The sequence below is a fragment of the Pseudarthrobacter sp. 10T415 genome, assembly GCF_056394175.1.
In genome coordinates, this window is sequence record NZ_JBFTHJ010000002.1 from 185,704 (window position 1) to 200,308 (window position 14,605).

A 14,605-nucleotide genomic window follows, 5' to 3' on the forward strand; every position below is an offset into this window, starting at 1 on the left:
GGCGAAAGGCACTGTTCTCCGCACCCGGCCGCGGGTTTGCCGGCCTACCGTGTTAACCGCGAGCGCGCTGTCGACGTCGCTTCAATCAGGATTCCGTCTGGAACCAGGAAGTTCACCACCGGCGGATGGACCGCGGCGGTGAGCACCACAACGGCGGTAGAGCCATCCGGGGTACCGGTTGCCCCGGCAACTGCCAGGGCGTCAAACCGTACCGAGGCGGGGCTCCTGGCTACAAAGTCAGCCGCGACACTCCGAACCCTCGCGGGGTTGAGGACGGCAGATGGGCTGCCGCCCTGGGAAGCCACCTCACCCAGCGTGTAGCTGTCCGCTGCAGCAAGGGAGGCGCCGTCTGCCAGTGACAGCAGGCGCTTATGCTCCAGGTAAACGGAAGAAATTCCCATCACGACTGTGGCCACCAGCAGCGCCAACGCCACATACCCGACTATCATCACCGTTATCTGGCCGTCCTCGGATGTCGACTCCCTCACCGGAACCTCCCCACAATCTGGGTAGCGGCTGCCTCCACCTCGGTGGCAGAGAGCCGGACGCCATCCTGGAACGGAACGAACGGCAGCGGGATGGACAACCTGACGGTGACGGTCACAGCAGTGCCCGGCGCGAGACAGTCAGCGGGGTCACAGGTTGTTGCCATCGAGGCCTGATCCGGGCTGTGTCCAAAGTCGGCCAGTGCCAACGCCACGGCCTGCTCCGCGGCCGCCTGGGCTGACGTGCTGTCGGGTTGGGCGACGTAGACCTTCGCAGCCTGGTCGGCCGCCCCCACCACAGCGAACGAGCCGCCCTGCATCTGCGCGACGGTGATGATGAAGTAAACGAGCGGGACCATCAGCAGCAGGGCAAGGAACGTGAACTCCACAACCGCACTTCCCTGCTCGCTGCTCCCGGCGGCTCGCCGGCCGGATGATTCCGGTCCCCGGCACAGTGCCTCCAGCAACCGGCAACAGACACGTCGGAGCACTCGCCGGGAGTCACGGCTGTACCGCGGCATGGCCCGTCACCTCCAACATTCCGCGGGGTCCGATCAACCCCACTACAGGCATGGGAGCCCGGACCGTTACTTCCAGCGTCCTTAGCCCCTGGACGGTCACTTCGCTCGTGCTGATCTCCTCAGCGAAGGATGGGTTCAGGGCAGTCATGATGAGGCCGCGGGTCCGTTCTTCCGCATCACCAGGACCCCGGTCCGCGAGTGTTCCGTACCGCGCGCCAGAAGCTGCCGCGTCAATCAGTGTGTTCCGGACGTGGAGTACAAGGGTCAGTTGGAGAATTGCCAGGAAGAACATCGTGAGCAGGCCACCCACCAGCACAAAATCCACCACTGCCGAACCCTGCTCCCGGCCAGGGACACCTGGCTGAGCGCGACCGAAGGCGCGTACGGAAGCGGCCATGGGGCTAGTTGCCCACCTTGTCCATTGCCTGGTTGAACATGGCCTCAAGGGCGGGACCGGCTAGCGCCAGCAGAGCAGCCACGAGCACCGCGGACATCAATGTGATCATGACCCACCCAGGAACATCACCCCTCTCGGGATGATCGGCAACGTGGGACTGCCCCCGCTGTTGCGCGCGGCGATGGACGGCAGGGAAACGGTACCGGGCCGCTCGCCGCACGCCCGTGCTGGCCCAAGCGCCGGGTGAGGCGGCGAGCGCAATCAGTAATACTGCCCAGCGGAGTGCTCGAATCTTCATTTACTCTTCCTGTCCTGTTGTTTTCCGTGCCGTTGACGGCGTTGTCTTGGATTGCGTGCTGTTTTCGTCCCGATCAGTTGACGCCGTTAGAGACCCAGGCTGATTGCGGCGATGCCGGGAAAGACGGCAAATACCACCGTCAGTGGAAGCACGCCGAAGACGAGGGGCACCATCATGGCAATTTCCTTCTTTCCGGCGGCTTCCATCAGGTCCCGCTTGGCTGTGTCGCGGACATCCTGGGCCTGCGCCCGCAGTACGTCTGCGAGGGGTGTACCCCGTTCGACCGCAACAACGATTCCGTCCACGAACCGGACGAGAGGTGCAAGGTCCGTACGCGCGGAGAACTCCTGTAGGGCGTTGATCAAGGGCTTGCCTGCCCGCGTTTCTGCCAGGATCGTGGAGAACTCCTTGGACAACTCGCCCTTGGCGCTCCGGCAGACCCGGTCCAGGGCTCCGGTGGCACTCTCCCCTGCACCGACGGCCAGTGCCATTAGTTCGGCGAGGCTGGGAAACTCGGCCATCATCCGCTCTTCCCTCCTGCGGACCTGCACACCCAGCCAGTAGTCCCGGACAACAAAGCCCGCCACCCCGCTGCCGATGATGGCCACAGCAGCCAGCAGGGCGTTAAACCTTCCGGCCGCAGCCCCCACGGCGACAATGGCCGAAGTGAGGGCAAAACCTGCGGCGGCCCACATGACCTGCTCGGCGCGAAAATCTATGACTGACTTGCTGATTCCGGCCTGTGCGAGCCGGCGGGCTGTTGCCCCCGGAGCGGGACTCATCTTTCCCAGGGCGGAGATGCCATCGCGGATAAACGGGCGGAGGATCCGCTCCAACGGTCCGAAGGGCGTCAGGGTGTGTTCACCGGACAGAAGGCGCGATTCCAGGTTCTGCGATTTAAGCTGGGGCTCAACGCGCTGGGCCAGAGTGGTCGCCCGCATGAGCGGAGACCTGAAAATGACCAGCCACAGTCCGATTCCCAGCACGGCACCGCAAACGGCGGCGGCCGGTGACACGGTGATCATCGGAGCACCCGTTCATCCTGGGGCAGGGCACCGATCCTGAGCATCGTTGAGTAGCAGACCAACGAGATCACGAGCCCGCCGAGGAGTACCGCCGCTCCCATGGCTGTGTTGTATGCCTGCACAGCCTCGGGCCGGGTAGCGAGAAGAAGCATCACAATCCACGGCGCCGCGACGGCAAGCCGGGCGGCATTGACGGTCCAGGACTGGCGGGCTTCGAGTTCGCTGCGCGTTCGGGCGTTTTCGCGGAGGAACTCGGCCAGGGTTCCCAGCAACTTGCCGAGGTCCGACCCTCCGACCTCACGGGTCAGCCGCAAGGCTTCGACGATCCGGTCGGCCACGGGGTCGGCGAGCCGGTTCTTCAGCTTGTTCAGGGAACCGTCGAACTGTCCTCCGGCCCTGTAGTCCGCGCCGAAGTCGCGAAAGACCGGTCTTAGCTCCTCAGGCCCCTTATCACCCAGTTGGATGAGCGCCTCCGGCAACGGGAGTCCGGCCCGGATCGCGGATCGCAGATGGTCAACGACGTCGGGCCACAGCTGGCGAAGGAGTGTAGTCCGTTTCTTCGCGCGCCACCGAAGGATGGTCAGCGGAAGCCAGCCGGCGAACAGCCCGAAGCACACAGCGATCGGCCACGACCTGCTCACGGCGAAGAACACCAGGACTACGAACAATCCCAATCCGAGGCAGGTTCCGAGCAGTCCGCCCACAGAGACCTTTTCGACTCCTGCGGCGGCCAGCAGGTCTGCGATCCGGCTGGGCTTCCGTTGGCGGGGCTTGCGCTCCGGCGATTCCCACAGTGACCACCAAATAAGGAACAGGCCCGTTCCCGCCGTGGCTCCCAGCAGTGCGGACATCATCGCGGGTCCAGCAGGGCTGCAACGTCATAGCCTGCGCGGGCAAACTTTTCTATCGCAGGCATCGCGTTGGCGCGTGACTGCAGAATGCCGTCGGCCATGGCGAACACCGGCGATGACTCAATGATTCCGTTTTCAACCCGCCGCCCAAGGGAAAGGATCTCGGTTACCTCCCGGCGTCCGTTGGCAAGCCGGCTGCAGTGAACCACCAGGTCAATACAGGATGCGACCGTTGGAACGACGAAAGCCGACGAGATGTTCTCCCCTGCCAACAGGGGAAGCGTGCAGATCTTGGTGACGGCATCATGGGCTGAGTTGGCGTGGACGGTACACATCCCCGGCAATCCGCTGTTGAGCGCAATCAGCATGTCAAGGCTTTCAGCCTCCCGTACTTCACCGACCACGAGGCGGTCCGGCCGCATTCGCAGCGCTTCCTTGACGAGGCGCCGGAGCGGGATCTCGCCTGTTCCTTCAAGGTTCGGCTGCCGGCACTGGAGTCCCACCACATCACGCAGGGGAAACTGCAGCTCAAAGATTTCCTCCACCGTGATGACCCGCTCCCGGCTGCCGATGCTGGCGGCGAGGCAGTTCAACATGGTGGTCTTACCGGCCTGGGTTGCCCCTGATACCAGGATGTTGAGACCACTGGACACTGCCGCCCCAAGGAACCGGGCCGACTGCGGCGTCAGGGTGCCCAGCTCCACCAGGTGTTCGAGCCTGCTGGCTTTGACGACAAACTTTCGAATATTCACGGCCCAGTGGCGGCGCGTCACGTCCGGAATGACGACGTGGAGCCTGGAGCCATCAGGGAGCGCAGCGTCAACAAACGGAGATGACATGTCCAGGCGCCTGCCGGAACTCTTCAGCATTCTCTCCACCATGTCCCGCACCTGCTGCTCAGTAAGGCTGAGCGAGGTCAACTCTGATTCCCCGTTGCGTGCCACATAGATTTCGTTGGGGGCGTTCAGCCAGATCTCTTCTATCGAAGGATCGTCCAGCAGCGGTTGGAGCACTCCGAAGCGTGCAACTGCGTCGAACAGAAACCGTCGCGCTGCGTCCAAGGGACCCAGTGGCGGAAGCGGCCCCATGAGGGCCCGCTCGTCGTAGTCCGTTACCGCGGCGTCGACTAGCCGTCGCACTTCGCCTGATTGGTTGAGCGGGTCAAGCCCCCTGCGCCTGATCAGTTCCCGGACTTCGTCCTCGACTATCCCCAGAGCATCCATGCCAGTTTCCCCCAGTTGACTGCCGCCCCCGGCGGAGGCAGTGCAATTGGGTCCAGCCTAGGGAGGCTACACCATGGCAACAAGTCAAATTCCACAGAATGTGGATAAACCACCACAGCGCCGCCCCTTATCACTCCAGCCCCAAAAGAACCACTGGTTACGCTGGTCACACCAGTGCTATGGTGAGCGCGTTAATTGTCGAATTACCACGGTCAGGTGCCTCCCTGGGGGGCAGCATTTGGCCAGTTATCGAAATGAGCGCTCAGGAGAGCGCCACATTGTCTCCGGAGCCAATATGAAGCGGAACCCGTCTCAGTCCCGTCGCCCCGCCGTGAAATCGCTGTGGGTCATGCTGCTCGCAGCCTCGCTAATGGCAAGCCCCGGAATTACGGGCGCCGCCGTGGCTGTTGAACCGGCGCCTTCACCAACTGCGTCGGCAGCACCAGAAGCAAGTTCGCCGACCACACCGCCTGCACCCGCCTCGCCATCTCCGGGCGGAGCCACCCCGGCATCGCAGGAGCCCGCGGCAGCCACCGAGCCGCCGGCTCCGGCGCCCTCTCCGGAAGCCCAGCAGTCCATGGCCGAAGCGGTCGGGATTGGCGGCGCCGAAATGGGCCAGCGATCTGCACGGGTGGTGCGCTCGGCCCCCTCGGAATCCGTACGGAAGCTTAGTTCCGAAGCGCTGACCAGCGAAGGCACCTGGATGCCCACGTTCGGGGTCCAGGGGCTCGACGTGAGCGGCCACCAGCCAAGCGTGGACTGGAAACAGCAGTGGAACATGGGGTCCCGGTTCGCCTATGTGAAAGCAACTGAAGGGAACTACTACACCAATCCCTCCTACAGTTCCCAATACCAGGGAGCGCGGAACGTGGGAATGATCAGGGGCGCCTATCACTTCGCCATCCCCAACTGGTCGTCCGGCGCAGACCAGGCCCGCTACTTTGTGCAGAATGGCGGCGGTTGGTCCTCGGACGGCTACACCATGCCGCCGGTTCTGGACTTTGAGTTCAACCCTTACGAGGGCCGAACGATCAACGGTTTCTACTTCGGCAACACCTGCTACAACATGTCCGCAGCGCAGCTTCAGTCCTGGATCCGGGACTTCGGAAACACCATGCGCTCATTGACCGGGCGGCTTCCCGTTATCTACACCAACACGAGCTGGTGGAACCAATGTGTGGGCAATCCTTCCGGGTTCGGTGATTATCCACTGTGGATGGCCGCCTACCCCAGTTCTGCCACCAACAATGCCGGCCCTGTCCCGACGGGTAGCTGGAGCACCTACAGCATCTGGCAATACAGTTCCACGGGCCCCTTCGCCGGCGATTCCAACGTCTGGAACGGCGACTACGCCTCCTTGCGGACGTTTGCCGGAGCTGCGGCTCCCGACGGGTCCTTCGACGACATGTCCGTGCAGCGGGTCGGATCCACTACGCAACTGAACGTGCGCGGCTGGGCTGTCGACTTTGCCAATTCTTCGGCCTCAACGCAGGCTCATGTCTATGTCACCGGCCCGGATGGCGTGCGCACCGGCTATGCGCTCCCCGCCAACATAGCCCGCCCGGATGTGAATGCTGCCCTTGGAGTCACCGGGCAACATGGCTTCCAGCAAGGCATCCAGATTCAGAAATCCGGAACCTACCAGGTCTGCGCCTACGCCATTGGCGCATTCAGCAGTACTGAAATTGGCTGTAAGTCGATTGATGCAAAGGGCGTTGAGTCGCCCATGGGCAGCATTGATGACGCCAGGGAAGTGCGGAGCGCAGACAAGGTCACGCTTTCCCTTCGGGGCTGGGCAATTGACGGTGCCAACCCGGCCACGGCAACAGAAGCCCATGCCTACCTGACGGCGCCGGACGGTACCAGGACCGGTTACGTGATGCCCGCGAACCTGTCGCGACCCGACGTCGACCAAGCATTGGGGATGGGCGCCAATCATGGCTACCAACGCGATATTCCCATTACGGCGCCCGGCAGTTACAAACTCTGCGTTTATGCCATCGGCCAGTACAGCAACACCGAGATCGGCTGCAGGCAGCTGAACTTCGCCCCGGCGGCCGCTCCCATTGGCAGCTTCGATGACGCGTCCCTGATAAAGACCTCCACCACAGCCGCACTTTCAGTCCGTGGTTGGGCGCTGGACCGCGGGGACTCAACACGGTCCATCTCTGTCCACGTCTATGTGACCTCGCCGGACGGCACCACCAAGAACTATCCGTTCTCCGCCGCCCAGGCCCGGGCCGACGTCAACAGCGCCCTTGGGGTGACGGGGAACCATGGCTTTGCCGCGGCCATACCCATCACGGCGCCCGGACAGTACAAGGTCTGCTCTTATGCCATAGCACTCAGCCCGCTTGCCCCCGGAAACCCCCTGCTGTCCTGCCGCAACGTCGATGTCGGAGCGGTCGCACCACCAATCGGGAGCCTCGACAGCCTGACTGTCAACAAGACGAGCACCGCTGCCTCGCTGTCCCTCGCCGGCTGGGCCGTGGATAAGGCAGACGCCTCGCGGCCCATCGACGTGCACGTATATGTCACGGCACCTGATGGAACCACTAAGGGCTATGCCTTCAACGCGTCCCGCCCCAGGGCTGACGTCAATACTGCGTTCGGTGTGACGGGCGACCACGGCTTCGCTCCCTCGATCCCCATCACCAGCCCCGGCGTCTACACTGCCTGTGCTTACGCCATCGCGCCCAGCCCTCTGGCGTCCAACAACCCGCTGATCGGCTGCCGCACGGCTGACGCCGGCAAGAGCGGTGTACCAGTGGGCGTGCTCGACTCTGTAGCAATCAAGACGGTTGCGGGGGTTACCTCGCTGGAGGCGACGGGGTGGACCTACGACCCGGATATGCCCACGCTTTCGAATCCTGTTCACGCTTATGTCACCGGCCCCGACGGCAAGACCACGGGATACGTTTTCTCAACGACGGTGGACCGGCCCGATGCAAACAAGGCTTTCGGTATCACGGGTACCCACGGATATTCCGTCAACGTCAAAACCACGGTCCGTGGAACTTATACGTTGTGCACCTACGGGATCGGAGTGTCACCGTTCACCACCGGTAACACGGCGCTGGGTTGCCGGACCCTGACGTACTAGGGGCTGCCCGGCCAACAGAAAGAGGGGTGAAGCTCGGCTTCACCCCTCTTTCTGTTGGTAACTAGTTGTTGCTCTCGGCCAGCAACTCCAGGAGGTACGCCCCGTAACCGCTCTTGACGAGCGGCTCGGCGCGTTCGCGCAACTCGTCGTCCGTCAGGAAGCCCAGGCGCCACGAGATCTCTTCCGGTGCCCCGATCTTGAGACCCTGCCGGTTCTCGACGGTGCGGATGAAGTTTGAAGCGTCGTTCAGGTCATTGAATGTCCCCGTGTCCAACCAGGCAGTTCCCCGTGGCAGGATCTCCACCTGCAGCTTTCCGGCTTCGAGATACTTACGGTTGACATCCGTGATCTCAAGCTCTCCGCGTGCCGAGGGCTTCAGGTTTTTGGCGATGTCCACCACGTTGTTGTCGTAGAAGTACAGTCCGGGCACCGCGTAGTGGCTCTTCGGTGCAGCTGGCTTTTCTTCCAGGGACAGTGCCTTGCCCTGTTCGTCGAACTCGACCACGCCGTAGGCCGACGGATCCTTGACCCAGTACCCGAAGACCGCACCGCCGTCGATGGTCTTGAACCGGCGCAGCTGGGTGCCCATGCCCTGGCCGTAAAAGATATTGTCGCCGAGCACGAGGGCCACACTGTCGTCGCCGATGTGCTCTGCTCCGAGGACAAATGCCTGGGCAAGGCCATCCGGCGAGGGCTGCTGCTTGTAGGTGATGGAGACGCCGAAACGGGAGCCATCTCCGAGGAGCCGCTCGAACTGTTCGGCGTCATGCGGGGTGGTGATAATAAGAATGTCCCTGATCCCGGCAAGGATGAGGGTCGACAGCGGGTAGTAGATCATCGGCTTGTCGTAGACAGGTACCAACTGCTTGCTGACACCCAGTGTGATGGGGTGAAGCCTTGAGCCGGTTCCGCCGGCAAGTATTATTCCGCGCATGCCCCCCATCTTTCCCTTCGCTAAGTGCAGCGGCAAATCCGGTACCCTTGGGAATTATGCAGCGACTTCTTGTGACCGGCGGAGCCGGCTTCATTGGCTCAAACTTTGTCCACTATGTATTGGAAAACACTGATGACCACGTCACTGTTCTGGACAAGCTGACCTACGCCGGCAATCTTGAATCACTGCGCGGCCTGCCCGAGGACCGCTTCACCTTTGTTGAGGGTGACATCGCCGACGCCGGCATCGTGGACGGCCTGGTCGCAGGCACCGACGTCGTGGTCCACTACGCAGCAGAATCGCACAACGACAATTCCCTGCACGACCCCCGCCCCTTCCTGGACACCAACATCATCGGCACCTACACGCTGATCGAAGCGGCCCGGAAGCACGGCAAGCGCTTCCACCACATCTCCACCGACGAGGTCTACGGCGACCTCGAGCTGGACGATCCCGAGCGGTTCACCGAGCAGACCCCGTACAACCCCTCCAGCCCGTACTCGTCCACGAAGGCCGGCTCGGACCTCCTGGTCCGCGCCTGGGTGCGCTCCTTCGGGCTGCAGGCAACCATCAGCAACTGCTCGAACAACTACGGCCCGTACCAGCACGTGGAGAAGTTCATCCCGCGGCAGATCACCAACGTGATCGACGGGATCCGTCCCAAGCTCTACGGCAAGGGCGAGAACGTCCGCGACTGGATCCACGCCAACGACCACTCCTCCGCCGTCCTGGCCATCATCGCCAAGGGAACCATCGGGGAAACGTACCTGATCGGTGCTGACGGCGAAAAGAACAACAAGGACGTCGTTGAACTGATCCTCAAGCACATGGGCCTGGCCCCGGACGCGTACGACCATGTAGTGGACCGCCCCGGACACGACCTGCGGTACGCCATCGACTCCACCAAACTCCGCAACGAACTTGGCTGGGAACCCCAGTTCTCCAACTTCGACGCCGGCATCGAAGACACCATCGACTGGTACCGCAACAACGAACAGTGGTGGCGCCCGCAAAAAGCCGCCACCGAAGCCAAATACAAGGAACAGGGCCAGTAGTCCATGTCTCTGGAGTTCTCGAAAAAGCTTTCCGGCCACACAACCCCCATTCCCGGCGTCGTTCTCTACGACCTCCCGGTCCACGGCGACAACCGCGGCTGGTTCAAGGAAAACTGGCAGCGGGAAAAAATGGTTGCCCTGGGACTGCCGGACTTCCGGCCGGTCCAGAACAACATCTCCTTCAACGAAAAAGCCGGAACCACCCGCGGCATCCATGCCGAACCGTGGGACAAGTTCATCTCCGTTGCCACGGGCCGGATCTTCGGGGCCTGGGTTGACCTTCGCGAAGGGCCCTCGTTCGGCGCTGTCTTCACCGCTGAACTGGACCCCAGCCAGGCCATCTTCATTCCGCGCGGAGTCGGTAATGCCTTCCAGACCCTCGAGGACAACACGGCCTACACCTACCTGGTCAACGACCACTGGTCCGCCGATGCCCAGGGGCAGTACACCTTCCTGAACCTGGCTGACGAAACCGCTGCCATTTCCTGGCCGATCCCGCTGGACCAGGCCGAGCTCTCCGACAAGGACAAAGCCCACCCGCGGATGGCAGACGTCGCCCCGATGCCGGCCAAGAAGATCCTCGTCGTTGGCGCCAACGGCCAGCTGGGCAAGGCACTGCGCGAACAGTACGACGGCGACGCAAGGGTCGAGTTCGCCGGCCGCGGTGAGTTCGACCTCGCCCGGGAGGATTCCTTCAAGAACCGGAACTGGAAGAATTACTCCGCCATCGTCAACGCCGCGGCCTACACCGCTGTGGACGCTGCCGAATCCGAGGAAGGCCGGGCTGCCGCCTGGGCCATCAACGTAACGGCCGTCGCCAACCTGGCGCGCACCGCCGTCGAGCATGACCTCACGCTGGTCCACGTCTCCTCCGACTACGTTTTTGACGGGAGCCAGGACAACCACGACGAGGACGAGCCCCTCACACCCCTGGGCGTTTACGGCCAGACCAAGGCTGCAGGCGAGGCGGTGGCAGGTGTCGTTCCCCGCCACTACATCGTGCGTACAAGCTGGGTTATCGGTGAAGGCAACAACTTTGTCCGGACCATGGCCAGCCTCGCTGGGCGGGGGATCAAGCCGGCGGTGGTCAATGACCAGACCGGCCGCCTGACCTTCACCCAGGACATCGCAGCTTTCATCAGCCACCTGCTGACCACCGAAGCCGCCTACGGTACCTACAACTTCAGCAACGCCGGACCCGTAAAGAGCTGGGCCGACATAGCTGCGGACGTTTACGAGCAGGCCGGCGCCTCCAGGGCTGATGTCACTGGAATCACCACTGCTGAATACTTCAAGGACAAGGCCGCCGCTCCGCGACCGCTCAAGAGTGCCCTGAACCTGGCGAAGGCACACTCCACGGGTTTTGATGTCGCCAATGCCGATGAGCGGCTGACTGCCTACCTAAAGGCGGAAAACGATAAAGCATGACTCCTGCAGAGCAAGCCCACCGCACCCTGGTGATCATGCCGGCCTGGAACGAATCGGAGGCCATCGGCGGCACCATCCGGGAAGTGTTCGAGTTCGGCCCTGACTGCAGCGTCCTCGTCGTGGACGACGGCTCACGCGACAACACTGCCCAGGTTGCCCGCGACGCCGGCGCACTGGTGGTGCAGCTCCCGTTCAACATGGGGGTGGGCGGAGCGATGCGGACCGGCTTCAAGTACGCAAAAATGCATGGCTACACCCGGGTCATCCAGGTGGACTCCGATGGCCAGCATGATCCTCGTGATATCAAGGCCGTCCTCGACGGCCTGCAGGAAGCGGACATCGTTATCGGGGCCAGGTTCGCGGACAAGGGCACGTACACCGTCAGGGGCCCCCGCAAGTGGGCCATGAACGTCCTGGCCTGGACCATCTCGCGGATTGCGGGCACCCGGCTCACGGACGTGACGTCCGGTTTCCGCGCTGCCAATGCCAAGGCCATCCGCCAGTACGTGGACCACTACCCCGCCGAATACCTTGGCGACACCATCGATTCGTTGGTCGTCGCCATCCGGTCGGGATGTACCGTGCGCCAGGTGGGCGTCTCGATGCGCGAACGGCAGGGCGGGACCCCAAGCCATGACCCCGTCAAGGCCGCCATCTACCTGGGCCGGTCAGCCTTTGCCCTCCTCTTTGCGTTGACGCGCAAGAAGAACGAACCGTCGTCCAACTAGGAGTTTCCATGGCCACCCTCGTTGGCTTCATCTTTGTGCTGGTCATTCTGCTGATCATCTTCGAAATGCTGCGCCGCCGTCACCTGCGCGAAAAGTACGCCGTCATCTGGATCATAATTGGGATTGGCGTCCTGGTGCTGGTGGCCTTTCCGCAGCTTCTCTTCTGGTCAAGCGGAGTGCTCGGCGTGAAGGTGCCTTCAAACCTCCTGTTCGCCATGGCTATCGTGCTGCTGGTGTCCGTTTGCCTGCACCTGTCCTTCGAACAGTCCCAGGCGGAAGACGAAGTCCGCGTCCTGGCGGAGGAAGTGGGTATCCTTCGGCTCAAAGTCCTCCAGCTGGAAGAGAGCCTGACGCAGCGTGGCACAGCCGCCGGCAATGAAACACACCCGGAAACGCTCCCACCCGAACCAACAGCTTAACGAAAAAAGGTGGCTGCCCCAGGATCTGGGGGCAGCCACCTTTTTATTCAGTCCGCTAGGAAACCACGTGCTTCAGCAGCCTGGGCAGCGAATCGGTTTTCCCGATCATCAGTGAGCGGGCAACCAAGGTGGCTGCGTTCAACCGCGACGTCGTGTGGAAGGCCGCAGCGCGCGCCGTCCCGTTCCAGCCAAGTTCCCGGAAACGCCGTGCCTGTCCTTCGAAGTACGCGCGCTCTTCATCGAACCGGCGCCCGTCAAGTGCCTTGACCGACGAGTCCGATGCCGAGTGCCGGCGGTAGAGGAACGCGAGCGTCGGGTCAACCACCATGGCACCGCCTTCGGCTGCAATATCCAACAGCAGCGCAAGGTCCTGCACCACGTGCAAACCCTCCGTGAAGCCGATACGGCGGATAACATCCGTGCGCCATGCCAGGGACGGGAAGTACGCCCAGTCGGCCCGGACAAGGCTGGTGGCCATCTTTTCGCCCTGCAGCAGGACTGTGGACTTGGTGGAGGGTGCGTATACCTTCTTGACGATGTCCACCAGCGGGGAGCATGCACGCCCTTGCTCATCGATAACCTGAACGCCGGGCTGGACAACACTGGCCTCGGGGTAGGCTTCGAACGCCCTGGACACGACGTCGAGGTAGTTCGGCAGCATGATGTCGTCGGCACCCATGACCACAACAATGGGAGCTTCGGCCAGTTCCAGCGCCTTGCGGTAGTTGCCGTTGGCGCCGAGGTTCTCTTCGTTCTTCTGGTAGCTGACCCGCGGGTCAGACATGGATTCGAACCAACGCTGGGGTTCCGGGCTGGGGTAACCGTCGTCGACCACGATGAGGCGCCAATCCTCGAACTGCTGGCTCATGACGCTTTGCGCCGCAAGTTTCATCAGGTCGACGTCGCCGTAGTACGGAAGCAATACATCAATGGCCATGTGCCAGGTAGGTCCTTTTCTTGAAGATTCACAGGGTTGGATCTGTTTGCCCGGAGATGAGCACCCCGGTCAATGCTACCGTGTCGGCCTGTGCGGGCGGCTTCCAGCTGCCTGTCCCGGCCCCTGACCCTGGGCAAATGGAGGCCCCTCCGCCCCGACGATAGACTGAAGCCTGCTGTCTGACAGTTCCCTGACGCATTGGAACGGTCTATTTGGGTAAGCGAGAAGGAACTATAAGACGTGACGCACCAGAGTGACCCGCGGGTGGTGGCTGTTATCTCGGCCTTCCACCCTCCCCAGGACCTTCCCGAGAGGGTCGAAAAACTCAACCAGCAAGTCGTCCACACAGTTGTTGTAGACGACGGTTCCGACCCCCAGCAAACGAGCAGCGTGCTGAAGGGTCTGGAAGCCCTGGGATGCACCGTGCTGCGCATGCCCGAGAACGTGGGAATTGCGGCAGCACTCAACGCAGGAATCGATGAAGCGCTCAAGGCGTGGTCTCCGGATTTCCTCGTCACGCTTGACCAGGACTCCGCGCTTGATGATGGATACATCGCTGCCGCGTTGGCCACGTACGCGGAGGCAAGTGCCAACGGGGTCGACGTCGGCCTGGTCAGTGCCCAGTCGCACAACGGCCTCCACGTTCCGCTGCTGGCCAAGAGGGCACGGTTTCCCGAAGCCTTTGACCCCCTGCAGTCGGGCGCCGTCATCCCGGTATCCACGCTCAAAACAGCTGGAATGCTCGACGGCAGGTTGTTCATTGACTGCGTCGATTCTGAATTCAACCTCCGTGTCAGGTCCCACGGCCTGGCCACCCTTGTGGGCAAGGGGTGCAACATGACCCATGCCCTCGGCCAGGCACAGCCAATGATGCTTTTCGGATGGCATGTCAGCGTTTTGGGCCGAAAGCGCCACGTACATTCACATGCCGCTTTCCGGGTGTACTACATGACCCGGAACAACATCCACCTCTGGCGGCAGTACGGCGCCAGATTCCCGATCTGGCTGCTCCGCAGGCTCCGCTTCCAAGTGGAAAGTGACGTTTTCAGGATGCTGTACGGCGCCAATCGGAAGGGGCAGTACCGGGCGTTCGCCCGCGGCTTCGTGGATGGCTGGCTGGGACGGCTCGGCAAGATCGATCCGTCTTTCCAGCGGAAGATCAGCGCGTGAGCGGGGCCGGCGCTGTGCGGGTATCCGTGTG

The 14,605-nt window shown here is 62.5% G+C and carries 15 protein-coding genes; 6 read left to right on the top strand and 9 right to left on the bottom strand.

The window, feature by feature from the left end:
* Window positions 1–44: 44 nt before the first annotated feature.
* From AC1DBN_RS03700 to AC1DBN_RS03730, 7 genes are all read right to left on the bottom strand, one after another.
* A complete protein-coding gene (locus AC1DBN_RS03700) occupies window positions 45–488 on the bottom strand; it encodes a pilus assembly protein TadG-related protein (RefSeq protein ID WP_314213659.1) in 444 nt (147 codons plus the stop codon).
* Window positions 485–874 carry a hypothetical protein gene (locus AC1DBN_RS03705; RefSeq protein ID WP_390896659.1) on the bottom strand — a complete coding sequence of 130 codons (390 nt, stop codon included), beginning with the start codon at window positions 872–874 and terminating at the stop codon, window positions 485–487. Before AC1DBN_RS03705 ends, AC1DBN_RS03700 begins: the two co-directional genes overlap by 4 nt.
* Before the next feature lie 112 nt (window positions 875–986).
* Complete coding sequence (locus AC1DBN_RS03710) at window positions 987–1,403, bottom strand: TadE family protein (RefSeq protein WP_091721280.1); 417 nt, start codon at window positions 1,401–1,403, stop codon at window positions 987–989.
* A gap of 4 nt (window positions 1,404–1,407) precedes the next feature.
* On the bottom strand, window positions 1,408–1,623 hold the full coding sequence (locus AC1DBN_RS03715; RefSeq protein ID WP_456154002.1) for a hypothetical protein: 216 nt from the start codon (window positions 1,621–1,623) through the stop codon (window positions 1,408–1,410).
* A gap of 164 nt (window positions 1,624–1,787) precedes the next feature.
* The gene (locus tag AC1DBN_RS03720) at window positions 1,788–2,726 is read right to left on the bottom strand and encodes a type II secretion system F family protein (protein ID WP_314213665.1); all 939 of its coding nucleotides are present in this window, start codon (window positions 2,724–2,726) and stop codon (window positions 1,788–1,790) included.
* Complete coding sequence (locus AC1DBN_RS03725) at window positions 2,723–3,580, bottom strand: type II secretion system F family protein (protein ID WP_390896660.1); 858 nt, start codon at window positions 3,578–3,580, stop codon at window positions 2,723–2,725. The genes AC1DBN_RS03720 and AC1DBN_RS03725 overlap by 4 nt, the downstream gene beginning before the upstream one ends.
* A complete protein-coding gene (locus tag AC1DBN_RS03730) occupies window positions 3,577–4,800 on the bottom strand; it encodes a TadA family conjugal transfer-associated ATPase (protein WP_314213667.1) in 1,224 nt (407 codons plus the stop codon). The genes AC1DBN_RS03725 and AC1DBN_RS03730 overlap by 4 nt, the downstream gene beginning before the upstream one ends.
* Before the next feature lie 295 nt (window positions 4,801–5,095).
* Between AC1DBN_RS03730 and AC1DBN_RS03735 the strand changes: the two genes are divergently transcribed.
* Window positions 5,096–7,903 (top strand): lysozyme, encoded by a 2,808-nt coding sequence (locus AC1DBN_RS03735; RefSeq protein ID WP_477722581.1) that lies wholly within the window; start codon window positions 5,096–5,098, stop codon window positions 7,901–7,903.
* A 61-nt stretch (window positions 7,904–7,964) separates the two neighbouring features.
* Here the strand turns inward: AC1DBN_RS03735 and rfbA are convergent, their stop codons facing one another.
* The gene (rfbA, locus tag AC1DBN_RS03740; RefSeq protein ID WP_015937587.1) at window positions 7,965–8,837 is read right to left on the bottom strand and encodes a glucose-1-phosphate thymidylyltransferase RfbA; all 873 of its coding nucleotides are present in this window, start codon (window positions 8,835–8,837) and stop codon (window positions 7,965–7,967) included.
* 56 nt (window positions 8,838–8,893) lie between these two features.
* On the opposite strand from rfbA, the gene rfbB reads away from it, so the two are divergent.
* Genes rfbB through AC1DBN_RS03760 form a run of 4 tightly spaced genes read left to right on the top strand, consistent with a single transcriptional unit; the run spans window position 8,894 to window position 12,467 of the window.
* Complete coding sequence (gene rfbB, locus AC1DBN_RS03745; RefSeq protein WP_091721403.1) at window positions 8,894–9,892, top strand: dTDP-glucose 4,6-dehydratase; 999 nt, start codon at window positions 8,894–8,896, stop codon at window positions 9,890–9,892.
* Window positions 9,893–9,895: 3 nt separating this feature from the next.
* Complete coding sequence (locus tag AC1DBN_RS03750; protein WP_091721406.1) at window positions 9,896–11,320, top strand: sugar nucleotide-binding protein; 1,425 nt, start codon at window positions 9,896–9,898, stop codon at window positions 11,318–11,320.
* Window positions 11,317–12,048, top strand: a complete 732-nt coding sequence (locus AC1DBN_RS03755; RefSeq protein WP_056085032.1) for a glycosyltransferase family 2 protein — start codon at window positions 11,317–11,319, stop codon at window positions 12,046–12,048. Before AC1DBN_RS03750 ends, AC1DBN_RS03755 begins: the two co-directional genes overlap by 4 nt.
* Window positions 12,049–12,056: 8 nt before the next feature.
* Window positions 12,057–12,467 (top strand): DUF2304 domain-containing protein, encoded by a 411-nt coding sequence (locus AC1DBN_RS03760; RefSeq protein ID WP_091721409.1) that lies wholly within the window; start codon window positions 12,057–12,059, stop codon window positions 12,465–12,467.
* Between the two features lie 55 nt (window positions 12,468–12,522).
* Here the strand turns inward: AC1DBN_RS03760 and AC1DBN_RS03765 are convergent, their stop codons facing one another.
* Entirely contained in the window at window positions 12,523–13,404 is an 882-nt protein-coding gene (locus AC1DBN_RS03765) for a glycosyltransferase family 2 protein (RefSeq protein WP_091721411.1), read from the bottom strand.
* Window positions 13,405–13,644: 240 nt separating this feature from the next.
* On the opposite strand from AC1DBN_RS03765, the gene AC1DBN_RS03770 reads away from it, so the two are divergent.
* The gene (locus AC1DBN_RS03770) at window positions 13,645–14,574 is read left to right on the top strand and encodes a glycosyltransferase (protein WP_091721414.1); all 930 of its coding nucleotides are present in this window, start codon (window positions 13,645–13,647) and stop codon (window positions 14,572–14,574) included.
* Window positions 14,575–14,605: the final 31 nt, after the last annotated feature.